The organism is Hamadaea sp., assembly GCF_013362815.1.
GTDB lineage: Bacteria > Actinomycetota > Actinomycetes > Mycobacteriales > Micromonosporaceae > Hamadaea.
The window spans coordinates 32,164-55,927 of record NZ_JABFVK010000009.1 but is presented as its reverse complement, the minus strand read 5'-3'; the positions used below and the strand labels follow the sequence as shown (position 1 = coordinate 55,927).

Genomic DNA, 23,764 nt, shown 5'->3' with positions numbered 1-23,764 from the left:
TGCCTGGGGGAATGGGGACAGATTCACATGGATCGGGGTAACCCTCAGGCAAAGATAAATTAAACTCCCCTTACAGTAAAGAGACCTTCCAGTGATCGCTGTGCCAAGGCTGATGTTTCTCAGCCGAACTCCCGGGTCCGGCGGCGGTGGCTGAGGTCGCCGACGGGCCCGGGAGTACGCGGGTCGTGCTGTCGATCAGTGGGTGACGATCTGCGGGGAGACCGAGGTCAACGTCTCGGTCACGGACGCGATCACGTGCTCGGGCACGCCGAGTTCCTCCAGCACGGCGACCAGATGCCCGCCGACCTTCGCGTACGTCTGGGAGTCGATGGCCAGATGAGAATGCGCCTCACCCAGGTCCCGCCCCGTGTAGTTGCTCGGTCCACCGAGGACCATCGAGAGCAGGTCCACCTGATGCCGCTTCAGGTTGACCAGGTCCACGCCGCTGAAGAAGCCGGCGAGCTCGGGATCGGCGACCAGCCGGTCGTAGAAGCGGCGTACCGCCTCGCGGACCGCCGGGGTCCCGCCGATCAGTTCGAAGTGGGTCACGACAGCAGTCATGAGAACCTCCAGCCCATGCCGCTCTGACACGACGATTGGGTGATGGTTCTGCGACGTTCCCGCACGTCGTGCCATCCATTTGTGGAATTGACTATAGAGATCAATCGAGCTACTGGGAAGTAGCCCGAGCAACAAAAAACACGGAGGGCAACCGAATGATTGCCCTCCGTGCAAATTGCAGATTGCCTGGTGGCGGTCAGCCCTCGAGCATCTTGCGCAGGACGAACTGGAGGATGCCGCCATGGCGGTAGTAGTCCGCCTCGCCGGGGGTGTCGATGCGGACCACCGCGTCGAACTCGACCGGCGCGCCCGTCCCGGTCGCCACCACGCGGACGGTCTTCGGCGTCACGCCGTCGTTCAGCGCGGTCACCCCGGTGATCGAGAAGGTCTCCTCACCGGTGAGGCCGAGCGAGTCCGCCGTCTGCCCGGCCGGGAACTGGAGTGGAAGGACGCCCATGCCGATCAGGTTGGACCGGTGGATCCGCTCGTAGGACTCGGCGATGACGGCCTTGACGCCCAGCAGCGCGGTGCCCTTGGCCGCCCAGTCGCGCGACGAACCCGAGCCGTACTCCTTGCCCGCGAGCACGACCAGCGGGAGGCCGGCCGCCTGGTAGTTCACCGAGGCGTCGTAGATCGTGCTGACGGGCGCATCCGCGATGGTGAAGTCGCGGGTGAAGCCGCCCTCGGTGCCGGGCGCCACCTGGTTGCGGAGGCGGATGTTGGCGAACGTGCCCCGGATCATCACCTCGTGGTTGCCCCGGCGGGAACCGTAGGAGTTGAAGTCCCGGCGCTCGACGCCGTGCTCGGCGAGGTACTTGCCCGCGGGGGAGTCCGCCTTGATCGAACCGGCCGGCGAGATGTGGTCGGTGGTCACCGAGTCGCCCAGCTTGGCCAGCACCCGCGCCCCGGCGATGTCGCCGACGGGGGCCGGCTGCGCCTGCATACCGTCGAAGTATGGGGGCTTGCGGACGTAGGTCGACGAACCGTCCCAGGCGAAGGTGTCACCGGTCGGCGTCGGCAGCGACTGCCACCGCTCGTCGCCGGCGAACACGTCCGAGTAGTCCTTGGCGAACATCTCGGAGTTGATCGAGGAGTTGATCGTCGCCTGGACCTCGGCCGGGCTCGGCCAGATGTCGCCGAGGAAGACGGGCTTGCCGTCCGGGTCGGTGCCCAGCGGGTCGCGGGCCAGGTCGATGTCCATGGTGCCGGCGATGGCGTACGCGACGACCAGCGGCGGGGACGCCAGGTAGTTCATCTTGACGTCCGGGTTGATCCGGCCCTCGAAGTTGCGGTTGCCCGACAGCACCGAGACGACGGCGAGGTCGTTGTGCTGCACCGCGGCGCTGATCTCCTCCGGCAGCGGGCCGGAGTTGCCGATGCAGGTCACGCAGCCGTAGCCGACCAGGTGGAAGCCCAGCTTCTCCAGGTACGGCGTGAGCCCCGCCTTCTCGTAGTAGTCCATGACCACCTTGGACCCGGGGGCCAGCGTGGTCTTCACCCACGGCTTGGCGTGCAGGCCCCGCTCGACGGCCTTCTTGGCCAGCAGCGCGGCGCCCAGCATCACCTGCGGGTTGGAGGTGTTGGTGCAGGAGGTGATCGAGGCGATCACGACCGCGCCGTGGTCCAGCTCGTAGACCGTGCCGTCGGCGGCGGTCACCGGGGTGGGCTTGGTCGCCCGGCCGTTGCTCGCGCGCGAGTTCGACGCGGGCGGGTCGGACGCCGGGAAGCTCTCCTCGGACTCCTCGTCGGTCTCGTCGTTCTTCACGTAGTCCGGCAGCACCGAGCGGAACGCCGTCTTGGCGTTGCTCAGCTCGACCCGGTCCTGCGGGCGCTTCGGGCCGGCGATCGACGGTACGACGGTGCTCAGGTCCAGCTCCAGGTACTCGGAGTAGACCGGCTCGACGGCCGGGTCATGCCACAGGCCCTGGCGCTTGGCGTACGCCTCGACGAGGGCGAGCTGCTCCGGCGACCGGCCGGTCAGGCGGAGGTACTCGATGGTCTCGCCGTCGATCGGGAAGATCGCGCAGGTGGAGCCGAACTCGGGGCTCATGTTGCCGATGGTGGCCCGGTTCGCCAGCGGCACCGAGGTCACGCCGGAGCCGTAGAACTCGACGAACTTGCCCACGACACCGTGCTTGCGCAGCAGCTGGGTGATGGTGAGCACCAGGTCGGTCGCGGTCGCGCCACTGGGCAGTTCGCCGTGCAGCTTGAAGCCGACCACGCGCGGGATGAGCATCGACACCGGCTGGCCGAGCATGGCCGCCTCCGCCTCGATGCCGCCGACGCCCCAGCCGAGTACGCCCAGGCCGTTGACCATGGTGGTGTGCGAGTCGGTGCCCACCACGGTGTCCGGGTACGCCTGCCCGCGGCGGTCCATGACCACGCGGGCGAGGTGCTCGATGTTGACCTGGTGCACGATGCCGGTGCCCGGCGGGACGACCTTGAACTCGTCGAACGCGGTCTGCCCCCAGCGCAGGAACTGGTAGCGCTCCTGGTTGCGGCCGTACTCGATCTCGACGTTGCGCTCGAACGCGTCCGGGCGGCCGAACACGTCGGCGATGACCGAGTGGTCGATGACCAGCTCGGCGGGGGCCAGCGGGTTCACCTTGGAGGTGTCGCCGCCGAGGTCGCGGACGGCCTCCCGCATCGTGGCGAGGTCGACCACGCAGGGCACGCCCGTGAAGTCCTGCATGAGGACCCGGGCCGGGGTGAACTGGATCTCGACGCTCGGCTCGGCCGCCGCGTCCCAGCCGCCCAGCGCGCGGATGTGGTCGGCGGTGATGTTGGCGCCGTCCTCCGTGCGCAGCAGGTTCTCCAGCAGGATCTTCAGGCTGTAGGGCAGGCGCTCGTGGCCCGCGACCTTGTCGATCGTGAAAATCTCGTAGCTCGCGTCGCCGACGTCGAGCTGGCTCTTCGCACCGAAGGTGTCGAGGCTGGCCACCGTCTTGCTCCTTTAAGTCACACCATCCACTGGGCACAAGTCTTTCGCACACCGGGCCGGCCGGGGGCGGTTAGGGCGGACTAACCCCACTGCCCAACTTCTCTGCGCGGTCGGTCGTGGCATGCCAACAATGCATACCGTACGTCCGTCTTGTTTTTTTGGCAACCTCATCTTATCGTCTGGATCATGCTGCATCACGTTCAGATCGCCTGCCCGCGTGGCAGCGAAGAAGACCTCCGCGCGTACTACGTCGGCGTCCTCGGGATGACCGAGAAGCCGAAGCCGCCGCTGCTGGCCGTCCGGGGCGGCTGCTGGTTCACCGACGCCGAAGGCGCCGAGCTGCACCTCGGGGTCGAGGAGGACTTCCGCCCGGCCCGCAAGGCCCATCCCGCGCTCACCTGTGCCGACCTCGACGGGCTGGCCGAGCGGCTGACCGCCGCCGGATATCCAGTGGTCTGGGCCGATCCGGCCGAGCAGCCCGGTCTGCGGCGTTTCCACACCAACGACTGCCACGGCAACCGGCTCGAGTTCGTTCACGCCGAATAGCGGATCGCCCCGCACCGCCGGAGGGTTCTACACTGCCGTCCGCGGACCATCCGTAGACCTGGGGGAGGAAGTCTCATGACGGGGCAGGGGCGACGGCTGGCGGCCGGCTTGGCGGTGGCGGCGGTGCTGTTGGGGCTGGCCGGGTGCGGCCTGCCGGACGGAGTCGACGGGAAGCTGGCCAACCAATGGTCGATGCCACCCGCGGCCCAGGTGGTCCAGGCCAAGGTCGGCGACTGCCGCACTGCGACTCAGGAGCAGGTCAACCCCGTCACCGAAGCGATGGTGCCCTGCACCGGAACGCATAACCGGGAAGTCGTCTACGTCGGCGAGTTCATTGGCGCCTCGGCCGCGCTCACCACGCCGCCGACGCTGCAGAAGAACGCGACCGGCGCGGCGGCCGCCGCCCAGGCCGAGGCGTACGCCGAATGCAGCAAGCAGGCCACGGCGTACGTCGGGCACCCGTGGTACGACGTGCGGCTCGATCTGACCATCGCGCTGCCGACGAACGCGGCCTGGGCGGCCGGGCGCAAGTGGTACCGCTGCGAGCTGCAGCAGGTCGACTGGTACTCGTTCGACGAGGAGAGCCGCGAGGGCAGCCTCAAGGGCTTCACCTACCCGATCGCCTGCATGAACTTCGCCAACGACGAGTCCCGGGTGGTCGACTGCGCCACCAAGCACAACGGTGAGTACGTCGGCACCTTCACCGCCTTCTCCGCGACCCGGCCGACCACGAATGCGCAGTACGAGCCGTATCACACCAAGTGCCGCTCGCTCGCGGCCGCGTACCTCGGCGTCGGCACCGCCCAGGTGAAGTACCTCACCGGCACCTACGTCTGGTTCGGCTACAACGAGGCGTACGTGGCCTCCGGGCGGCAGGACGTGCACTGCTTCCTCTGGTACGGCGCGAAGAAGTCGATGACCGGCACCGCCAAGGGCAAGCGCGGCACGAACCTGCCGAAATGAGCTCTGCCGAAATGAGCCCGCCGAGATCAGCGCGATAGGCTCGGCGGCATGTCCGTCTTCGACATCGAGATCTCGTCCCTGGCCGGGCAGCCCGGCGAGCTGGCCCGCCATCGCGGCAAGCCGGCTCTGATCGTCAACGTCGCCTCGCGCTGCGGGCTCACCCCGCAGTACGCCGGGCTGGAGCGGCTCGCCGAGGCGACGCCTGAGCTGACCGTCATCGGGGTGCCCTGCAACCAGTTCGGCGGCCAGGAGCCGGGGACCGCCGAGGAGATCGCCGAGTTCTGCTCGGCGACCTACGGCGTCACCTTCCCCATGACCGAGAAGGTCGAGGTCAACGGCGACGGGCAGCACCCGCTGTACGCGCAGTTGACCCGGGTGGCCGACGCCGACGGCCACGTCGGCGACATCCGGTGGAACTTCGAGAAGTTCCTCGTCGACGCCGACGGCAAGGTCGTCGCCCGGTTCAACCCCCGGGTCGAGCCCGACGCTCCCGAGCTGGTCGCGGCGATCGACAAGCTGGTCTCCGCAGCCAAGTAGCTGAAGCGAGCGGTGCCGGCACAGGATTGCCGGCACCGCTCGCTGCGTCAGGCGTACACCTCGAATTCGGAAGCCTGACCGGCGGGCCAGCCGGTGTTGCCCGTGACCTGGATGCGCACGTAGCGTGCGCTCGCCGCCCCGAACGTGACGGTGACCGTGTTGCCGGTGGCGGGATTGAACGTGTAGCCGCCGCTCGCGAGCGTGGTGAACGACGTGCCGGCCACGCTGCCCTGGACCGACAGCGTCTGGGTACGCGTCTCCCAGTTCGACGGCAGTTTGAGCACGACCCGGCTGATCGTCGTCGCCGCGCCGAGATCGACCTGGAGCCATTGCGGGAAGGCGCTGTTGGCGCTTTCCCAGTAAGTGCCCGGGTTGCCGTCGACGGCGTTGGCCGAGCCGTAGGTCTGCGTGTGGCTGCTCTCGCTGGTCGCCTTGCCGCGCGCGAGGTTGGTGGCGGGCGCGGCGTCGGTCGTGACGCTGACTGCGTTCGATGTGGGTGAGGTGTTCCCGGCGGCGTCCTGCGCGGTGACCGTGAACGTGTACGAGGTGGCCGGGGTGAGCCCGCTTATGGTGGCGCTCGTGCCGGTGACCGTGGCGACGACGGCGCCGCCCTGCCTGACCTGGTACGCGGTGACGCCGACGTTGTCGGTCGACCCGGACCACGAGAGCGAGGCGCTGGTGGCGGTCTTGCCGGTGACGGTCAGGTTGGCCGGCGCGGCGGGGGCCTGGGTGTCGCCGCCGGTGCTGCCGTAGACCTCGAGTTCCGACAGCTGTGCCGCAGGCCAGCCCGAGTTGCCAGACACTGTCACCCGGACGTAGCGGACCGTCTTCGGTGCGATCGTCACGGTCACCGTGTTGGCGCTCGCGGGGTCGAAGACGTACGCCCCACTCGCGAGGACCGCCCCAGTGGCTCCGTCCTGTATGGACAAGGTCTGCGTACGCGCGCCCCAGGACGCCGGGAGTTTGAGCACAACCCGGGTGACAGCGGCCGCGCTGCCGAGGTCGACCTGCGCCCACTGCGGAAACGAGTTGTTGACGCTTTCCCAGTAACTGTTCTGGTCGCCGTCGACCGCGTTGGCTGCGGCGTACGCCTGATTGTGGCTGCTTTCGCTGGTCGGCTTGCCCCGTGCCAGATTCCCAGTGGGGGGTGGGGTGCCGACGACGGGCTGGGTCGGCCGGGTCGCCGTAAGCGGGATCTGGCCCTTGAGCATCTTGCCGCCGTCGGCGGTGATCCGCAGGTAGTAGTCGGACGAGCAGGCAGTGCCGTCCTCGTCCAGCGTCACGAAACTGGACCCGGCCGGGATGAAGGCGGCCGACTCCGCAGTCTTCGCGATCTGATTGCCCTCGTTGTACTCGTCGAACATCGAGACGTAGAGTCCCTGCGCGCCCAGACGGATCATGTTGTAGAGGTGCCGCCAGTAGAAGTCGCCGTGCCTCCGATGGTGAGACGACAGGTCACCGGGCATGACGCACGGCTGATAGTCGATGCCCCGGGCGTTGCACTCGGCCTGATCGGCGAGGTTCACGTTGGTGTAGAACCAGTCCAGCCCGTCGAGGGTGCCGGTCCGGCCGACCATCCACGGCGAGATCATGTTGAACGCCGTGTACACGTCGAAGTAGCCCGCGCGGGAGTCGTTGATGCCCTGCCGCCAATAGGTTGGCACGCCGCCGATCACGTAGCAGCCCTGTGCCTTGAACCAGTTCACGACGTCCAAGCAGGCCGCCGCGCTGAACGGGCGGCCGTCGTCGTTGAAGCCGAAGCCCCAGACGCAGACGACCGGCTTGCCGTTCTGTTTCGCGTACGCCCCCGAAGCGGTGTGCGCCGACATCTTCTGGGTCCAGTCGGTCTTGATCTCCGACTGCATGTTCGTCCAGTTGGTGACGTCGTACATGATGTAGAACCTGCGGCCGGTCGCTTCGGCGGCGGTGCGTACCTTGGCCGCCATGGCGTCGCGGATCGCGCCCTCCCCGCCGAACGGGTTGAACCGCTGCAACGCCGCCGTGTCACAGCCGTTGTCCCGCATCCACTGGAAGTGCGTGTCGACCGTCTGCTGGTCGTAATGGGAGAACAAGGCGGCGGGCTGTCCGTTGCCGAGACTCGCCCACGCGGTCGGATAGGTGCGGGTGTAGTCGCGTACGTCGGGCCAGGAGACGATCGAGTTGTTCGACGGCGACGGCGTCTGGCCCCAGTTCTGCGCCCAATGCCACCAGCCGTTGATCGGTGAACCGTCGCCCGCAGCGGCGAACCAGCCCTGATAGCCCACCGAGATCTTGCCGACGACGTCGCCGGGCGGGCTGGCCGCCTCCGTACGCCCCGGCAGTCCGACGGCGGCCGCCGTTCCCACTGCCGCTCCGGCTAACACCTGCCTGCGTGTGACCGTCATGGCGCTCCCTTTTGTCGAATGTGGACAGGGATGCGGCGACGCCCGGCCGCCGGGTCATCATGCCAGCGGTCGACACAGGAACGCAATACTTAGATATTCGTACGCAACATCCTGACGATGTTCGTGCAATCTTGTGGGGCTGGGTGCTGCCTGCTGGACACTCGGACTGTCGCGCGGGTGTCCTGCGGGCGAGCGGGACCAGCGCTGCGGTGAGGGGCGTCCTGCGCGTTATGCGGGATAACGCGCTTAAAAGTGCGCGCTATGCCGCGTTATCCCGGGATAACGCACCGAGCCGAGCAAACGACTCGAAGGGGGATACATGGAAAGCGGAAGGGGTCAGCAGGGAGCGGCCTGGCCGTCGCCGCGAGGCTCCGAGCCGGCGACATAGCCGTGCGGCGTACGCCAGATGGCTTGGCCCATGCCGAAGACGGAAGGTTCGTCGGAAACGGTGACCCGGTGTCCCCGGGAGAGCAGGTCCGCCACGACGGAAGGATCGAACGCCGGCTCGACCAGCACGTCGAGTCCGCTGGTCCAGTGCCAGCGGGGGCGGGCGAGCGCCGCCTGCGGGTCGAGACCACCGTCCACTGTGGCGGTCACGAGTTGCAGGTGGCCCTGGGGCTGCATGTGCCCGCCCATCACGCCGAACGGACCGACCGGCGAGCCGTCACGGCTGAGGAATCCCGGGATGATGGTGTGGAACGGGCGCTTCCCGCCGCCTGCGACGTTCGGATGGGCCGGGTCGAGGCTGAAGCCCGCGCCGCGGTTCTGCAGGCCGAAGCCGTACTCCGGGATGGTGACGAACGAGCCGAACCCCATGTACGTCGATTGGATCAGCGACACCATCATGCCGCCCGCGTCGGCGGTGGCGAGGTAGACCGTGCCGCCGCGCATCGGGTCGCCGGGCTGCGGGGCGGCCGCCCGTTCGCCGATGAGCGTACGGCGAGTGTCCAGGTAGGACGGATCCAGCAAGTCGGGCACAGCGCCGAAGGCGGGATCGGCCACGTAGGCGTGCGCGTCTGCGAAACCGAGCTTCATCGCCTCGATCTGCTCGTGCGTACCGGGGACGCCGGGCAGCCCGTCCAGCAGCGCGAACGCTTGCAGCGCCGCCACTCCCTGCCCGTTCGGCGGCAGCTCGTGCACCTCGAAACCGTGGTACCGCGCGCTCATCGGCGCGACCCAGGTCGACTCGTGGCGCGCCAGGTCCTCGCCGGTGAGCAGCCCCGCCGTGGTCCAGGCGTGCCGCACCATGGCCGCCGCCAGCTCGCCGGTGTAGAAGTCCCGCGCGTGCGATCCGGAGATCAACCGTAGAGCCCGTCCCGCGCCCGGGTTCGCGAATCGCTCGCCGGCCGCCGGCGCACGTCCGTCCAGGGTGAAGGTTCGCGGCCAATGCGCGCACGCGTCATCTTTCAACCCAGCTTGTACGCGTACCGCCGCGGTCCAATTCCGGGCAGTGGCCGGCGAAACCGGAAAGCCGCTCTCGGCGTACCGGATGGCATCGTCGAAAAGCCGTTCGAACGGGAGCCGGCCGAATCGCGCGTGCAGATCGGCCCACCCGGCCGGAGCGCCGGGGACAGTGACCGGAAGCCACCCGCGAGCCGGGGGAGCGGTGGCGGCCGTGGCCTGCGCGCCGCCCAGCGCGGGCGTCGGGGGCTGCGCGGAGGCCACCATGAGCTGGTGGGTCAACGCGGCGGGTGACCGGCCGGAGGCGTTGAGCCCGTGCAGCTCGCGGCCGTCCCAGACGAGCGCGAACAGATCGCCGCCGAGGTCGTTGGAGCCGGGCTGGACGACGGCGAGAGTGATGGCCGCGGCGACCGCGGCGTCGACGGCGGTGCCGCCCTCCCGCAGCATGGCCAGACCGGCCTGCGCCGCCAGCGGCTGGCTGGTGGCGACCACTCCGTTCGGGGCGTAGACAGGCGAACGCACGACCCCTATCCTGCCCCCTTCGCCGGGGCGGCGGTGGGACGGATGCGCGGCTGACCTAGACTGCCCGGCAGAGGACGACCTGGGGAGGGGCCCTTCATGAGAAGCAGGCGTGGGATCGCAGCCGTCGCGTTGATACTGGCGGGTGGGCTCGCATTGTCGGGATGCAGCGCGTTGACCGGCACCGACGGCGATCTGGCCGACGACTGGGCGGCGCTGCCCGCGCCGAAGAGCTTCGTCCCCGACCGCGGCTGTCATGCGAAGGAGACCGACAGTTCGGCGACCGCGACGGAGTTCGCCGTCGTCGACTGCACGAAGAGCCACGAGACCGAGACGCTGTATGTCGGCGAGTTCAGTGGCAGCGTGGCGAGCGCGTCGACGCCGCCCGAGACCGACTCCAAGGACGCCGCCGACGCGTTCGACACCTGCGAGGAGCAGGTGAACAAGGTGCTCGGCTACGACTGGCGCGACCTGCGGCTGGCGCTGAGGCTCGTGACGCCGTCCAGCGCGGCCTGGAAGGGCGGCGCGCACTGGTTCGCCTGCGACGTCATCGAGCTGGCGGATCTCGAGAACGCCGAGACGAAGTCGCGGATGTCCAACATCCAGGACGGTCTGCCGACTCTTCCGCTCGGCTGCTTCACCGCCACCGAGAGCGGCGGCGACCTGACGATGGCCGAGGTCGAGTGCTCCGCTTCGCACAACAGCGAGTACGTCGGCTCGTTCGAACCGGCGGCGGGGGTGGCGTACCCGACGACCGACGCGGGCTGGGACGTGCTGCACGAGAAGTGCGACGAGATCGCGGCGGCGTACCTGGGCATCTCCGGGAGCCAGTTCGACAAGAGCTACAGCGAGATCGCCTGGGCGACGTCGAAGAAGTACTGGTCGGCCGGGAACAACAACGTCCGCTGCTTCCTGTGGCTGGGCAAGGCCAAGATGACCGGCTCGGCCAAGGGCAAGAAGACCGCCGTGCCGAAGTGGGCCTGACCATCTGACTGAGCACGACGAAGGCCGGTACGCGGAAATGCGTACCGGCCTTCTACACTCCTCCCACTTGACCTTGGGAGGAAGTCATGACGGGGCGACGATGGCTGGCCGCGAGCGCGGTGGCACTAGTGATGGCGGTCGGGGCGAGCGGGTGCTCGCAGCTGCCCGGCGGCGTCGACGGCGAACTGGCGAACGCGTGGGCGATGCCTGGTGAGCCGAAGGGCTACGAGCCGGTCGACGGCGCGTGCTTCCTGACCTACTTGATCGGGACGGCCTCGGTGAAGTCGGCGCCACCCGTCGACTGCTCGCAGCCGCACGAGGCCGAGACCGTGTACGTCGGCGATTCCCCGGGCGGCTCGGAGGCCGATCAGTTCGCCTTCTGCGAGAAGAAGGTCAATGCGGCGCTGGGGCGGGACTGGCGCGGCCTGCGGGTGACGTTCGAGGTGATTCTGCCGACCGTTGCCGCGATCAAGGCCGGCGCGAAGTGGATCCGCTGCGACGTGCGCGAGGTCAGGGACATCGAGCAGGAAATGGCGGCGACCCGGACGGGGCGGCTGAAGGACGGCCTGGACGCGCTCGCCCTCGGCTGCTTCCAGGCCAGCGGCAAGGACTACACGCTGACGGCTGTCGCTTGTGGACAGAAGCATAATGCCGAATACGTGGGTTCCGTTACGGGCACCGGCTCGAAGCTGCCGGAGACCGACAGCCAATGGGCACCCATCCACGACCGGTGTGCGGTGCTGCTCGCGGCCTTTCTCGGCGTCTCGATCTCGCAGTACGCCGGCAAGTATTCAGGCCTGGCCGGAGTGGTGTCGAACGACTGGGACAAGGGGGAGCGCGGCGTACGCTGCTTCCTCTACCTCGGCAAGACCAAGATGACCGGCTCGGCCAAGGGGAAGAAGCTCGCGCCGCCGCGCTACTCGTGAAGTCGGCTTTTCTGAAGCCGGCTTTCGTGCGGTCAGGCGGCCCAGCGGATCTCGTGGGTGAGCACCCAGTCGTCGCCGCCTGACTTGGCGCGCTTGGCGAAGACGATCGGCAGGGCGATGTCGCGGATGATCCGGCCGATCGGGCCGGGCATCTTGTCGGAGCTGAGCTTCTTCGCCTGGGCGACGATGCGTTCGACCCGATCCCGGCGCTGCCCGACGTACGCGGAGAACGCCGCGGTCGCGTTGGGCTCGTCCCGCAGCGACTTCGCGAGCACGAGCGCGTCCTCGACGGCCAGCGAAGCACCCTGGCCCGAGGTCGGCGAGGCGGCGTGGGCCGCGTCGCCGACCAGGACCATGCGATCGTTGTGCCAGTTCGGCACGCTGGGGAAGTCGTAAGTGTTCCACGGCTGGGCGATCTGCTCGGTCGCCTCGACGATCGCCTGCGCCGGAGTCTCGTCGACGGCGAAGGTGTCCACCAGGCGCTTGCGCCACTGCTCCGGCGTGATCGCGGCCAGCTCAGCCGGGGTGAGTTCGCGTACCTGCGGGATGTTGGCGAACCACCACACGACGCCCTGCGGATCGAGCATGTGGCAGAAGAAGGCGTCGCGGCCGAAGTACATCACCATCGTGCCCGGGTCGCCGGGGACGGATGCGCGGGTGAAGCCACCCGTGTTGAGCAGCGGGACGTAGCGCGGCTTCGGCGCGGCCGGGTCGATCAGTTCACGCGTACGCGACAGCAGGCCGTCGGCCCCGACGAGGATGTCGGCGGTGAACCGGGAGCCGTCGGCGAACACGGCCGTCACCCCGTCACGGGTGCGCTCGGCGTTCACGAGGCGCTTGCCGTACTCCACCGGCACCCCGCGGTGCAGCGCCTCGTCGCGCAGCGCCGTGTAGAGGTCGGTGCGGCGAAGCGTACGGCTGGTCAGGCCGTCTTTCAGGGATTCCGGCGCGGCCGGGAAACCGCCGAGCGGCTTGCCCTTGCCGGAGACGAACTCGAACCGGGGGCAGTCGAACCCGTGCTGCTGCACGAGGTCCAGCAGATCTAGCTCCCGGAGGGCCCGCTGGCCGTTGACCGCCACCGTGAGGAACGAGCCGACACCTTCCGCGCCGTGTGCGTACGCCTCGAAGACGGTCGCCTCGATGCCGGCTCGGCGGAGGGCCATCGCGGTGACGGGACCGGCGACTCCGCCACCGATGATCGCCGCTGTCCTGACCTTGGCGTTCGTGATAGTCATGAGATAACTATACATGACATGACTATCGGCCGGTCAAGGTCGTACGATGTGATCCATGGCAGAACGGCGCTCCCCGCTGGCGATGGTGATCTTGTCCTTGCTGGTCGAGGGGCCGATGCACGCGTACGGCATGCAGCAGAAGATCAAGGCCTGGCACAAGGACGAGGTCGTCAACGTCGCCCAGCGCAACAGCGTCTATCAGGCGATCGAACGGCTGGTCCGGGACGAGTACGTGCAGGTCCGCCATACCGCCCGAGACACCGGCCGGCCCGAGCGCACGGTGTACGAGCTGACCGAGACCGGTCGGGAGACCCAGAAGGCGTGGCTGCGCTCGATGCTCGCCGCGCCGGCCCGGGAATTCCCGGAGTTCCGGGCCGCCCTCGCGTTCGTGATGCTCCTCGACCCCCACGACGCCCAGGAGCAGCTGGAAAAACGCGCCGAGGTCCTGCGAACCCGCCTCGACCAGTACGCCGACGGCCTGCGTACCAGCCAGGAGATGGGCCTGCCTCGCCTGTTCGTCGTCGAAGACGAGTACGCCCAGGCGGTCACGGTCGCCGAGCTGACCTTCGTGCAGTCGATGGTCGCCGATCTCGCCGAGGGACGATTGACCTGGAGCCGCGAAATGTTGTTCGAGCTGGCGGGGAAGTTCGAGGGAACAGCAGCATGAGCGGCCGCAGGCCGATCATCGGCAAGCACAGTCTGATCATGCGAGCGCCGGCCGGAGGTCGGTGATCGCATGACCCGGATCATCGACGGCGGCCTGTCCACGGAGTTGGCTGCCAACGGGCACGATCTCAGCGATCACCTGTGGTCGGCCCGGCTGCTGCGCGACGAGCCCGAGGCGATCGTCGCCGCCCACGCGGCGTTCCTCACAGCCGGAGCCACCGTCAGTACGACCGCCAGTTACCAGGCCACCTTCGACGGCTTCGCCCGCAGCGGCATCGACCGGGCCGAGACCGAGCGGCTGCTGGCCCGAAGCGTCACGCTGGCCCGGCAGGCGAGTACGCAGACCGGAGTCGACGCGCTCGTCGCGGCCTCGGTCGGTCCCTACGGCGCGATGCTCGCCGACGGGTCGGAGTACCGCGGGAACTATGGGCTCAGCGTCGGCGACCTCGTCCGCTTCCACCGGCCCCGGCTGGAGGTGCTGGCGGCGGCCGGCCCCGACCTGTTCGCCCTCGAAACGGTGCCGGACCTCGTCGAGGCCGAGGCGCTGCTGATCGCGCTCGACGGGCTGGGCGCGCCGGCGTGGCTGTCCTACACGGTCGCCGGGGACACGACCCGGGCCGGTCAGCCGCTCGCCGAGGCGTTCGGGCTGGCCGCCGGAGTCGACGGGATCATCGCCGTCGGGGTGAACTGCTGCGACCCCGCCGATGTCGGGCCCGCGCTCGCCATCGCGCGTACCAGCGGAAAGCCCGTCATCGCGTACCCGAATAGCGGCGAAGAGTGGGACGCGACGGCGCGGGAGTGGACCGGTGAGGCCGGGAAATGGCTGGCCGGAGCTCGTGCCTGGGGGGCCGACTGGCTGGGCGGCTGTTGCCGGGTGACGCCCGCGGACATCGCGGAACTGGCGAGACCATAGGATCTTCTCCGTGGAGCTGCTGCACTCGGGCAAGGTCAGGGACCTGTACGCCGACGGCGACGATCTGATCCTCGTCGCCTCCGACCGGTTGTCGGTCTTCGACGTCATCCTGCCGACGCCGATCCCGGACAAGGGCGCCATCCTCACTCAGCTGTCGCTGTGGTGGTTCGAGCAACTCGCCGACCTGGTGCCGAACCACGTGATCTCGCAGGATGTGCCGTCCGAGTTCGCCGGCCGGGCGATCCGCTGCCGCCGCCTGAAAATGGTGCCGGTCGAGTGCGTCGCCCGCGGCTACCTCACCGGCTCCGGCCTGCGTGACTATGAGGCGACCGGCGTCGTCTCCGGAATCGCTCTGCCGCCGGGGCTGGTCGAAAGCTCGCAGCTCGCCGAGCCGATCTTCACGCCGTCGACCAAGGGGGCGGTCGGTGAACACGACGAGCCGATGACCTTCGCCGAGGTGGTCGCGACCGTCGGCGAGGCGACCGCGGAGCAGCTGCGGGACATCACGCTCGCCGTCTACCGCCGGGGTTCGGAGATCGCGGCCGAGCGCGGCATCCTCATCGCCGACACCAAGATCGAGCTGGGCTGGGACGCCGCCAACCAGCTCGTCCTCGCCGACGAGGTGCTGACGCCGGACTGCGCGCGCTTCTGGCCGGCGGAGGACTACCTGCCGGGCAAGGTCCAGGACAGCTTCGACAAGCAGCCCGTACGCGACTGGGCCGCCGGGACCGGCTGGAACAAGAGCGAGCCCGGGCCGGAACTGCCCGAGGCGATCGTCGAGCAGACTCGGGCTCGGTACGTCGCAGCGTACGAGCGGCTCACCGGCCGCACCTGGTAAGCCGTTCGACCGCCATGGGCGACTAAGCGGCGGGGCGGTCGGAGGCCTCCCAGACGCCGTCGATCCACTGTGGATCACCGTCGAGCATGGGCGCCATCACCGTACGCCACCATTCGTCCTGCTTGGGGTCGTCGGCCAGGGCGACGTACTGCTCCTTGCTCTCGAATTGGACAGCCATCACGATGGTCTGACCGTCGTCCGCGCGTAGCACGTCACCTCGGACGTAGCCGGGTACCTGACGTTCCTCGGCCCACTTCTTCTCCGCCCGGACGACCTCGTCGAACGGGACCTTCAGCTTGCCGATCATCACCGTTCCGTACATGCCTTCATTGTGCGCCGAGGCGGAGCCCGTGGGGCTGGATGGATGAGTTGATCAAGGCCGTAGGGGGTGCGACACGCCGTTCGGCGGGACCCTAGGTTCATGATCAACGCGGGCGGAGGTTGCAAGATCTTGCAGCACAACCTGCCGGGAAAGAGCAAGTCTTGCGGTGCGCTTTCAGTAACGCGTATGTTGCGGCGGACGCTTCGCCGTGATGTGTGCCACCGAGCCCCCGAGGTACGCGATGAATCTCCGCAGGTTGCTGCCGCTCGTCCTGATCCTCCCGATGACCGTGGTGCCGCCGTTGCCGGCTCAAGCCGCCGCACAGCAGCCTGAGCGAGCAGCGCCGAAGAGGGCGGAGCAGTTCTACTTCGTCCTGCCCGACCGGTTCGCGAACGGAGATCCGTCCAACGACAAGGGCGGGTACGCGGGCGACCGTACGAAGACCGGCTACGACCCCACGGACAAGGGCTTCTATCACGGTGGCGACCTGCAGGGCGTGATCGACAAGCTGGACTACATCCAGGGCCTGGGGACGACCTCGATCTGGCTCGCGCCCGTCTTCAAGAACCGCCCAGTGCAGGGCGACAGCGCCGGGTACCACGGCTACTGGATCACCGACTTCACCCAGGTCGATCCGCATTTCGGGACGAACGCCGACCTCAAGCGCCTCGTGCAGAAGGCGCACGACCGGGGGATGAAGATCTACCTCGACGTCATCGTCAACCACACCGCCGACGTCATCAAGTACGCCGAGAACAAGTACGACTACGTGGACAAGAAGACGAGCCCCTACACGGACACGCAGGGACGCTCGTTCGAAGACGCGAACTACGCCGACGGCGCTCAAGGGTTTCCGAAGGTCGACGGAACTGCCGGTGCGTACACCCCGGTCTTCGCGAACGCGGCCGACCGCACGGTGAAGAAACCGGCGTGGCTCAACGATCCTTCGATGTACCACAACCGTGGCGATTCGACGTTTTCCGGCGAGAACTCGGCGTACGGGGACTTCTATGGACTGGACGATCTGTGGACCGAGCGACCCGAGGTCGTCGCCGGGATGACGAAGATCTACCAGGACTGGATCGGGACGACCGGCGTCGACGGATTCCGGCTCGACACCGTCAAGCACGTCGACATGGCGTTCTGGCCGCAGTTCAGCCAGGGGATCACCAGCTACGCCAAGGACCACGGCAAACCGAACTTCTTCATGTTCGGCGAGGTCTACAGCGCCGATGCGGCGTACGCGTCGACTTTCGTGCGCCAGGGCAAGCTGCCGGCCACGCTCGACTTCGGCTTCCAGGCCGCCGCGCAGGGCTTCGTCACCGGTGGCAGCGGCCAGGGCCTCGCCGACCTCTACGCGATGGATCCGTACTACACCGCGCCCGGCACCGACGCGAACGCGCTGCCGACCTTCCTCGGCAACCACGACATGGGCCGGATCGGCTCCTTCCTTGAGAAGTCCAGTGTGGACGCCTCGACCTATCTCGATCGGGACGAGCTCGCGCACGAGCTGATGTTCCTCACGCGCGGCCAGCCGGTCGTCTACTCCGGCGACGAGCAGGGCTTCACCGGCCCCGGCGGCGACAAGGACGCCCGCCAGGACATGTTCGCGAGCAAAACCCCGGACTACCTCGACGACGATCTCCTCGGCACCGATCGCACCCATGCCGTGGACAACTACGAGACCACGCATCCCATCTACCAGACCATCGCGGCTCTCAGCCGGCTTCGCGCAGCTCATCCAGGATTGGCGACTGGTACGCAGAAAGTCCGCCACGCGGGCGGGGGAGTCTTCGCGGTCAGCCGGGTCGACTCCGGTGAGCAGGTCGAATACGTGGTCGCGATGAACTCGTCGACGCAGTCGCAGACGGTGACCCTGTCGACCGCATCGGCTCCCGGGACGCGGTTCAGCCGGATCTATCCGAGTCTGGCCGACGGCCCGGTATCGGACGGCGACGGGAAGGTCATCGTGACGATCCCGGCGCTGTCCTCGGTCGTCCTGCAGGCGCAGCAGCCGGTGGCGGCGGCCGCCGGAACGCCGACGATCACGATCAACTCGCCCGGTGACGGTGCGAAGGTTCCGACCATCGCCAAGGTCAGCGCGACCGTCGGCAACGCGTCGCCGACCGCCACGGTCAGTTTCTCGGCGCAGGTGAACGGCCGCTGGCAGGCGCTCGGCACCGCCACACAGCCTGACGCCGACGGCCGGTACACCGTCTACCACGACCTGACCGGGCTCGGCGGGACGACGCCGATCGCGTACAAGGCGGTGGTGGACAGTGGGGGAGTGACGGCGACCGACACGTCGCAGGTAACGGTGGCGACTCCGGTGCAAGGCGCGCAACGGGAGTACGTCCTCGTGCACTATCGGCGTACGGATGGGAACTATGCCGACTGGGGGCTCTACAACTGGGGCGACTCCGACTCGTCGTCGCAGCACAACTGGCCGGTGGGGCAGCCGTTCGCCGGGGAGGACGCGTACGGCCGATTCGCCTGGGTCAAGGTCAAACCGGGTGCGGCCAACGTCGGCTTCCTCGTCGTGAACTCCCAGGGCGTCAAGGACGTCGAAGCCGATCGCAGCATCGACCCCAGTCGCGTCGGCGAGATCTGGCTCAAACAAGGCGACGCCAACGTGTATGCCTCACCGGCGGCCGCGCTCGGCTACCAGACGATCCACTATCACCGCGCCGACGGGAACTACGGCGGATGGGGCCTGCACCTGTGGGGTGACGGGCTCGGCATCTCCGTGGACTGGGCGAACCCGATGCCGCCCACCGGGACGGACTCCTTCGGGGCGTACTGGAACGTGCCGCTGACCGACCCCAGCAAGGTGGTCAATTTCATCGTCCACAACGGAGACGCGAAGGACCCCGGCGCGGACCAATCGGTCGACCCGACGCAGGGTGCGGACGCCTTCGTGACCGGCGGCGAGAACGCCGTGTACGCCTCGGAGGCGGCCGCCTCGCATGTGGCGGTGCTGCACTACCGCCGGTCGGCCGGTGACTACGACGGCTGGGGACTCCACCTCTGGGACGGCGCGGCCGCTCCCACCGACTGGGGTACGCCGATGCCGCCCACCGGCACGGACGCCTACGGGGCGTACTGGCGGGTGCCGCTGGCCGCCGGAGCCACCGCACTAAGTTACATCCTTCACAAGGGTGACGAGAAGGATCTTCCAGCCGACCAGAAGCTCACCTTCGCCACGAGCGGCAACGAAGTCTGGCTCCAGCAGCAGACGCCCGGCTATCTGCGTCCGCTGGTGAAGAGCGCGCCGAAGGACATCGACCTCGGTCACAGTTATGCGCAGTGGATCGACCGGTCCACGATCGTATGGAACAAGGGGGAAACCGACGGCAAGGTCTACGACCTCGTCATCGCCCCGGACGGTGGTCTCGGGGTGGCCGACGGGCACCTGACCGGCGACTTCACCACGATCCGGTTGAACGCGCGGGCCGACGGGCTCACCGAAGCACAACGCGTTGCCTATCCGCACCTTTGGGCGTATCACTCCTTTGGATTGAGCGCGGACCTGAAGAAGATCAAGGCCGCGCTGACCGCGCAGCTGGTCGTGGCCGAGAGCGACCACGACGGCAACCTGTTGTCGGCGACGGGCGTGCAGCTGCCCGGGGTCCTGGACGACGTGTACGCCGCCGCGAGCGGCACGAAGCTGGGGCCGGCCCTGACGCGGGAGCAGACGCGGATCTCGGTCTGGGCCCCGACCGCCCGCCGCGTGCAGCTGGAACTGATGTCGACGCCGACCGGTACGCCGGACCTGGTGCCGATGACGCGCGACGACGCCACGGGCGTTTGGCGAGCGGCCGGTCCGGTGTCGTGGAAGGGGAAGTTCTACCGGTTCCGGGTGACGGCGTGGCAGCCGGCGACCCACACCTTCGTCACCGCCAGCGTGACCGATCCCTACTCGCTCGCGTTGGCCGTCAACTCTTCTGCGAGCCAGATCGTCTCGCTCGGCGATCAGAAGCCGGCCGGCTGGGACTCCCTGCGCAAGCCGGCCCTGACCGGCCGCCCGCAGATCCAGGAGGTCTCGGTGCGGGACTTCTCGATCGCCGACACCACCGTTCCTTCGTCCGCACGCGGGACCTACCAGGCGTTCATGGCGTCCTCGTCGGCGGGAATGTCCCACCTGCGGGAGCTTGCGGCGGCGGGCGTGACGCATCTGCATCTGTTGCCGACGTTCGACTTCGCCTCCACCCCGGAGGAGCGGTCGGCGCAGGCCACGCCGGCCTGCGACCTGGCCTCGATGGCGCCGGACTCGGACCAGCAGCAGGCCTGCGTGGCGGCGGTACGCGACACGGACGGTTACAACTGGGGCTACGACCCGTTGCATTACACCGTCCCCGAGGGCGGGTACGCCGTGTCGCCCGCGTCGCGCACGCTGGAATACCGGCAGATGGTGCAGGGCGTGAACAACGCCGGGCTGCGAGTCGTCGCGGACGTCGTCTACAACCACACCTCGGCGTCGGGCGTCGCACCGGGCTCGATCCTGGACCAGATCGTGCCGGGCTACTACCAGCGCCTGCTCGACGACGGCACGGTCGCGAACTCGACGTGCTGCGCGAACACGGCTCCGGAGCACGCCATGATGGGCAAGCTCGTGGTCGACTCGATCGTCACGTGGGCCCGTGAGTACAAGGTGGACGGTTTCCGGTTCGACCTCATGGGACACCATCCGCGCGCCAACATCTTGGCCGTACGCCATGCCTTGGACGCGTTGACGACGGCGAAGGACGGGGTGGACGGGAAGGCGATCCTGCTCTACGGCGAAGGCTGGGATTTCGGAGAGGTCGCGAACAACGCCCGGTTCGTCCAGGCGACCCAGCGGAACATGGCCGGCACCGGGATCGGCACCTTCACCGACCGGCTGCGCGACGCCGTACGCGGTGGCGGACCGTTCGACGCCGACCCCGGCATCCAGGGCTTCGCCTCCGGCCTGACCGATCCGGCCGCGTTGGCGCACGCACAGGATCTGATTCAGCTCGGGCTGGCGGGAAACCTGGCCGCCTACGAGTTCCGGTCGTCGTCGGGGGCTCTCGTCCGCGGTGACCAGGTCGACTACAACGGGTCCCCGGCCGGGTACGCAGCCTCGCCGTCGGAGGCGGTCACCTACGTGGACGCGCATGACAACGAGATCCTGTACGACGCTTTGGCGTACAAGCTGCCTCGGTCCACTTCTCCGGTCGATCGAGCGCGGATGCAGGTGCTGGCGTTGTCCACCGTCGTGTTCTCGCAGGGCACCGGGTTCGTGACGCTGGGGTCGGACCGGCTGCGCTCCAAGTCGCTGGACAAGAACTCCTACAACTCCGGGGACTGGTTCAATGCGGTCCAATGGGATTGCTCGTCCGGCAACGGGTTCGGCCGTGGGCTCCCGACGGCGGCCGACAACTCGTCGCGCTGGAGTTATGGGCGGCCCTTGCTGGCCGATCCCTCGCTGGTGCCTTCCTGCGACGTGATCAACCTGGCCGCCGCCCGGTACGCCGAACTGCTGCGGATCCGGTCGTCCTCACCGGTGTTCAGCCTGCCCACGGCTGCGTCGGTGCAGTCTCGGGTGTCGTTCCCCGTGTCCGGCACCTCTTCGGCTCAGGCCGGGGTGATCGCGATGTCGCTCGACGCTCGGGGGCTCGGCGGCCGGTTCGGTCGGTACGTGGTGATCTTCAACAGCAAGGCGGAGCCGGTGACGCAGTCGATTCCGGGGCTGGGCTGGTCCTTCGCGCTGCACCCCGTTCTCGCTTCGTCCGCTGACGCCTCGCTTCGCTCGGCCTCCGCTTTCGGCTCGGCTTTCAGCGTGCCGGCTCGGTCGGTCACGGTCTTCGTGTCGCCGTAACTTAGGCGCTTGGCGCCGGCTTCTCGGGCGCCGGCGCTTCCGGCGCTGGCTTTTCGGGCGCTGGCTTTTCGGGCGCTGGATCAGGGTTCTCGGTCGAATCTTGGATGATGATTCGGCCCGGATCCCTGATCCAGCGCCCTCTTCGCGGCGGATCGCGCCGCGGGATCGTCAGAGGATGTGGAAGACGGCGCAGAGCACCGAGTACACGGTGACGCCGACCGACCAGAGCAGACTGCCGATGAGACCCACGGAGAACTCCCTTGTAGTTGAGCCGTTCCCCAGGCCGCGATCACTCTACGTGAACTAAGTCGGACATATCGTGACAAGACACGCGGGTCGCCGGGCCAGACGGAAAGGAGTCCGGACAGCCGACCGCCGCCGGAGCCTCGACGTCACGGCGGCGGGCGGCGGTCAAGTGTTTATCCGCCGATGTGGATCCACAACGGGCCGATCTGCAGCAGATGACAACCCAGACCCACGAACAGTCCGATGAACACGCGAAACACCCCCCACACCTTGAGTGCCTTCGCCTTGAGCGTAGGCACATCGTCGATGGTGTGGAGGGTGTTTGCGAAAAGAGTTCGCGCAGGGAGGTACGCGTACTCTCGTCTTAAGGTTCAGCTGGGCAGACGCGGCCCGGCTTCCCGCTGCTCGGCCAGCCAGGTCTCGACCTCGGCGCTGGTCCGGGGCAGCTCGCCGGAAAGGTTGACGCAGCCCTCGGCGGTCACCATGACGTCGTCCTCGATGCGTACGCCGACGCCGCGCAGCTCCTCGGGCACCAGCTCGTCCTCGGCCTGGAAGTACAACCCGGGCTCGACCGTCAGCACGTAACCCTCGTTGAGCTCGCCCTTGTTGTAGTGCTCCGTGCGGGCGTTGGCGCAGTCGTGCACGTCGATGCCGAGCATGTGGCCGAAGCCGTGCAGCGTCCACCGGCGGTAGAGCATCGAGTCCTTCGCCATCGCCTCTTCGACCGAGACGGGCAGGATGCCCAGGTCGTGCAGGCCCTCGGCGAGCACCCGCATGCAGGTCGTATGCACGTCCTCGAATTTCACGCCCGGCTTGATGAAGTCCATGCCGGCCTGCTGCGAGGCGTACACGATGTCGTAGACCTGCTTCTGGAGCGGGGTGAAGCGGCCGTTCACCGGCACCGTCCGGGTCACGTCGGCGGTGTAGAGGTTGCGGTTCTCCACGCCCATGTCCATGAGCAGCAGATCGCCCGGCCGCGTACGCCCGTCGTTGCGGATCCAGTGCAGGATCGTGGCGTGGGCGCCGTTGCCGACGATCGACGAATAGCCGACGTCGTTGCCGTCGTGGCGCGCTCGCAGCCCGAAGACGCCCTCGATGAGGCGCTCGGACACGGCGCTGTCGGCCGGCAGAATGCGGGCGACGTCTTCGAAACCGCGCACCGTGGCGTCGATGGCGTCCTGGAGCTGGGCGATCTCCCAGGCGTCCTTGACCAGCTTGTGCTCGGAGATCGTCCAAGCCAGCTCGCGGTCGCGGTCCAGGTCGGCCGCCTTCCACGGCAGCACGGCGGCGTCGACGCCCGGGTCGAAGCCGCGCAGCACCCGGGTGCCCTTGGCGGTCAGCCCGGCCAGCACCTCGGGCAGCCCGGCCAGGTCGGCCGTCTTGACGCCGAGCTCGGCCGCCTTCTCGGACAGCGTGTGCCGGCGGCCGATCCACAGCTCGCCGTACATGCGGTCCTTGAAGAACTCGTCGGTGTCGCGCGGGGAGCGCGGCCGGACGAAGAGCGTGGCCTCGCCGTCGGGGCGGACGACCAGGACGCTCTCGGGGTCGAACTCGCCCGTGAGGTAGAAGAAGTCGCTGCCCGGCCGGTAGTTGTAGCCGGTGTCGTTGGCCCGCACCTTCTCGTGCCCGCTGGGGATCACGAGCGTCTCGCCCGGGAAGGCGGCGGCCAGCCGCGCGCGGCGCGCGGCGTAGTTCGGCGCTCCGTCGGCTCCGGTCACCGAAAGCTCCGCGTCCCGCCATCCGGTCCGCATGAACTCCAGGAACTTCTCCGGGTACGCCGGGTCGTGGGTCTGCTGGGATTTGGTCTTCCCGTTGCCTGCCTCGGTGTCGGCAGCGGTCGGGGCGGCCTGGTCGGCCTCGGTCATGGTGATGTACCTCCCTGTGGTGTCCACCTGCCGTGGTGTCACCTGGTCTCGACCCTACCCGGATCTTGAACGCCGCAT

Annotated in this window: 17 protein-coding genes; 9 read left to right on the top strand and 8 right to left on the bottom strand. The window is 68.2% G+C overall.

Features of this window, described 5'->3' with window-relative positions; translation table 11 throughout:
• Positions 1–195 precede the first annotated feature (195 nt).
• Positions 196–561: a group 1 truncated hemoglobin gene (locus HOV77_RS03820; RefSeq protein WP_290857707.1), complete on the bottom strand. Its 366-nt coding sequence runs from the start codon at positions 559–561 to the stop codon at positions 196–198.
• A 196-nt stretch (positions 562–757) separates the two neighbouring features.
• On the bottom strand, positions 758–3,502 hold the full coding sequence (gene acnA / locus HOV77_RS03815; protein ID WP_290857703.1) for an aconitate hydratase AcnA: 2,745 nt from the start codon (positions 3,500–3,502) through the stop codon (positions 758–760).
• A gap of 186 nt (positions 3,503–3,688) precedes the next feature.
• Here acnA and HOV77_RS03810 point away from each other — a divergent pair, with 186 nt between their 5' ends.
• The 3 genes from HOV77_RS03810 to HOV77_RS03800 all read left to right on the top strand — a co-directional run bounded on the left by HOV77_RS03810 (position 3,689) and on the right by HOV77_RS03800 (position 5,548).
• Entirely contained in the window at positions 3,689–4,048 is a 360-nt protein-coding gene (locus tag HOV77_RS03810) for a glyoxalase (protein WP_290857699.1), read from the top strand.
• A gap of 75 nt (positions 4,049–4,123) precedes the next feature.
• Entirely contained in the window at positions 4,124–5,011 is an 888-nt protein-coding gene (locus tag HOV77_RS03805) for a septum formation family protein (protein WP_290857694.1), read from the top strand.
• Positions 5,012–5,059: 48 nt separating this feature from the next.
• On the top strand, positions 5,060–5,548 hold the full coding sequence (locus HOV77_RS03800; protein ID WP_290857688.1) for a glutathione peroxidase: 489 nt from the start codon (positions 5,060–5,062) through the stop codon (positions 5,546–5,548).
• A gap of 47 nt (positions 5,549–5,595) precedes the next feature.
• Here the strand turns inward: HOV77_RS03800 and HOV77_RS03795 are convergent, their stop codons facing one another.
• The gene (locus HOV77_RS03795) at positions 5,596–7,932 is read right to left on the bottom strand and encodes a discoidin domain-containing protein (protein WP_290857684.1); all 2,337 of its coding nucleotides are present in this window, start codon (positions 7,930–7,932) and stop codon (positions 5,596–5,598) included.
• A 336-nt stretch (positions 7,933–8,268) separates the two neighbouring features.
• Positions 8,269–9,855, bottom strand: coding sequence for a gamma-glutamyltransferase family protein (locus tag HOV77_RS03790; protein ID WP_290857679.1), 1,587 nt, complete (start codon positions 9,853–9,855; stop codon positions 8,269–8,271).
• Between the two features lie 96 nt (positions 9,856–9,951).
• Here HOV77_RS03790 and HOV77_RS03785 point away from each other — a divergent pair, with 96 nt between their 5' ends.
• Positions 9,952–10,836: a septum formation family protein gene (locus HOV77_RS03785; RefSeq protein ID WP_290857673.1), complete on the top strand. Its 885-nt coding sequence runs from the start codon at positions 9,952–9,954 to the stop codon at positions 10,834–10,836.
• Between the two features lie 86 nt (positions 10,837–10,922).
• A complete protein-coding gene (locus HOV77_RS03780; RefSeq protein WP_290857664.1) occupies positions 10,923–11,762 on the top strand; it encodes a septum formation family protein in 840 nt (279 codons plus the stop codon).
• Between the two features lie 32 nt (positions 11,763–11,794).
• Here the strand turns inward: HOV77_RS03780 and HOV77_RS03775 are convergent, their stop codons facing one another.
• Entirely contained in the window at positions 11,795–12,997 is a 1,203-nt protein-coding gene (locus tag HOV77_RS03775) for an FAD-dependent monooxygenase (protein ID WP_290857658.1), read from the bottom strand.
• Positions 12,998–13,052: 55 nt separating this feature from the next.
• On the opposite strand from HOV77_RS03775, the gene HOV77_RS03770 reads away from it, so the two are divergent.
• The 3 genes from HOV77_RS03770 to HOV77_RS03760 all read left to right on the top strand — a co-directional run bounded on the left by HOV77_RS03770 (position 13,053) and on the right by HOV77_RS03760 (position 15,414).
• Positions 13,053–13,664 (top strand): PadR family transcriptional regulator, encoded by a 612-nt coding sequence (locus HOV77_RS03770; protein ID WP_290857648.1) that lies wholly within the window; start codon positions 13,053–13,055, stop codon positions 13,662–13,664.
• Positions 13,665–13,733: 69 nt separating this feature from the next.
• Positions 13,734–14,576 (top strand): homocysteine S-methyltransferase, encoded by an 843-nt coding sequence (mmuM, locus tag HOV77_RS03765; protein WP_290857638.1) that lies wholly within the window; start codon positions 13,734–13,736, stop codon positions 14,574–14,576.
• A gap of 10 nt (positions 14,577–14,586) precedes the next feature.
• The gene (locus tag HOV77_RS03760; protein ID WP_290857620.1) at positions 14,587–15,414 is read left to right on the top strand and encodes a phosphoribosylaminoimidazolesuccinocarboxamide synthase; all 828 of its coding nucleotides are present in this window, start codon (positions 14,587–14,589) and stop codon (positions 15,412–15,414) included.
• Positions 15,415–15,436: 22 nt separating this feature from the next.
• On the opposite strand, the gene HOV77_RS03755 is transcribed toward HOV77_RS03760, so the two are convergent.
• The gene (locus HOV77_RS03755) at positions 15,437–15,736 is read right to left on the bottom strand and encodes a hypothetical protein (RefSeq protein WP_290857616.1); all 300 of its coding nucleotides are present in this window, start codon (positions 15,734–15,736) and stop codon (positions 15,437–15,439) included.
• A gap of 241 nt (positions 15,737–15,977) precedes the next feature.
• Between HOV77_RS03755 and pulA the strand changes: the two genes are divergently transcribed.
• Positions 15,978–21,575: a pullulanase-type alpha-1,6-glucosidase gene (pulA, locus tag HOV77_RS03750; protein ID WP_290857611.1), complete on the top strand. Its 5,598-nt coding sequence runs from the start codon at positions 15,978–15,980 to the stop codon at positions 21,573–21,575.
• A gap of 419 nt (positions 21,576–21,994) precedes the next feature.
• On the opposite strand, the gene HOV77_RS03745 is transcribed toward pulA, so the two are convergent.
• Both HOV77_RS03745 and HOV77_RS03740 read right to left on the bottom strand, forming a co-directional pair.
• Positions 21,995–22,120, bottom strand: coding sequence for a hypothetical protein (locus HOV77_RS03745; protein WP_290857604.1), 126 nt, complete (start codon positions 22,118–22,120; stop codon positions 21,995–21,997).
• 72 nt (positions 22,121–22,192) lie between these two features.
• Positions 22,193–23,686, bottom strand: a complete 1,494-nt coding sequence (locus HOV77_RS03740; RefSeq protein WP_290857599.1) for an aminopeptidase P family protein — start codon at positions 23,684–23,686, stop codon at positions 22,193–22,195.
• Positions 23,687–23,764: the final 78 nt, after the last annotated feature.

Bases quoted from the DNA above. Each gene is read 5' to 3' on its own strand.
- HOV77_RS03820 (WP_290857707.1), bottom strand. From the start codon at position 561: ATGACTGCTGTCGTGACCCACTTCGAACTGATCGGCGGGACCCCGGCG.
- HOV77_RS03810 (WP_290857699.1), top strand. From the start codon at position 3,689: ATGCTGCATCACGTTCAGATCGCCTGCCCGCGTGGCAGCGAAGAAGAC.
- HOV77_RS03805 (WP_290857694.1), top strand. From the start codon at position 4,124: ATGACGGGGCAGGGGCGACGGCTGGCGGCCGGCTTGGCGGTGGCGGCG.
- HOV77_RS03800 (WP_290857688.1), top strand. From the start codon at position 5,060: ATGTCCGTCTTCGACATCGAGATCTCGTCCCTGGCCGGGCAGCCCGGC.
- HOV77_RS03795 (WP_290857684.1), bottom strand. From the start codon at position 7,932: ATGACGGTCACACGCAGGCAGGTGTTAGCCGGAGCGGCAGTGGGAACG.
- HOV77_RS03785 (WP_290857673.1), top strand. From the start codon at position 9,952: ATGAGAAGCAGGCGTGGGATCGCAGCCGTCGCGTTGATACTGGCGGGT.
- HOV77_RS03780 (WP_290857664.1), top strand. From the start codon at position 10,923: ATGACGGGGCGACGATGGCTGGCCGCGAGCGCGGTGGCACTAGTGATG.
- HOV77_RS03775 (WP_290857658.1), bottom strand. From the start codon at position 12,997: ATGACTATCACGAACGCCAAGGTCAGGACAGCGGCGATCATCGGTGGC.
- HOV77_RS03770 (WP_290857648.1), top strand. From the start codon at position 13,053: ATGGCAGAACGGCGCTCCCCGCTGGCGATGGTGATCTTGTCCTTGCTG.
- mmuM (WP_290857638.1), top strand. From the start codon at position 13,734: ATGACCCGGATCATCGACGGCGGCCTGTCCACGGAGTTGGCTGCCAAC.
- HOV77_RS03755 (WP_290857616.1), bottom strand. From the start codon at position 15,736: ATGTACGGAACGGTGATGATCGGCAAGCTGAAGGTCCCGTTCGACGAG.
- pulA (WP_290857611.1), top strand. From the start codon at position 15,978: ATGAATCTCCGCAGGTTGCTGCCGCTCGTCCTGATCCTCCCGATGACC.
- HOV77_RS03740 (WP_290857599.1), bottom strand. From the start codon at position 23,686: ATGACCGAGGCCGACCAGGCCGCCCCGACCGCTGCCGACACCGAGGCA.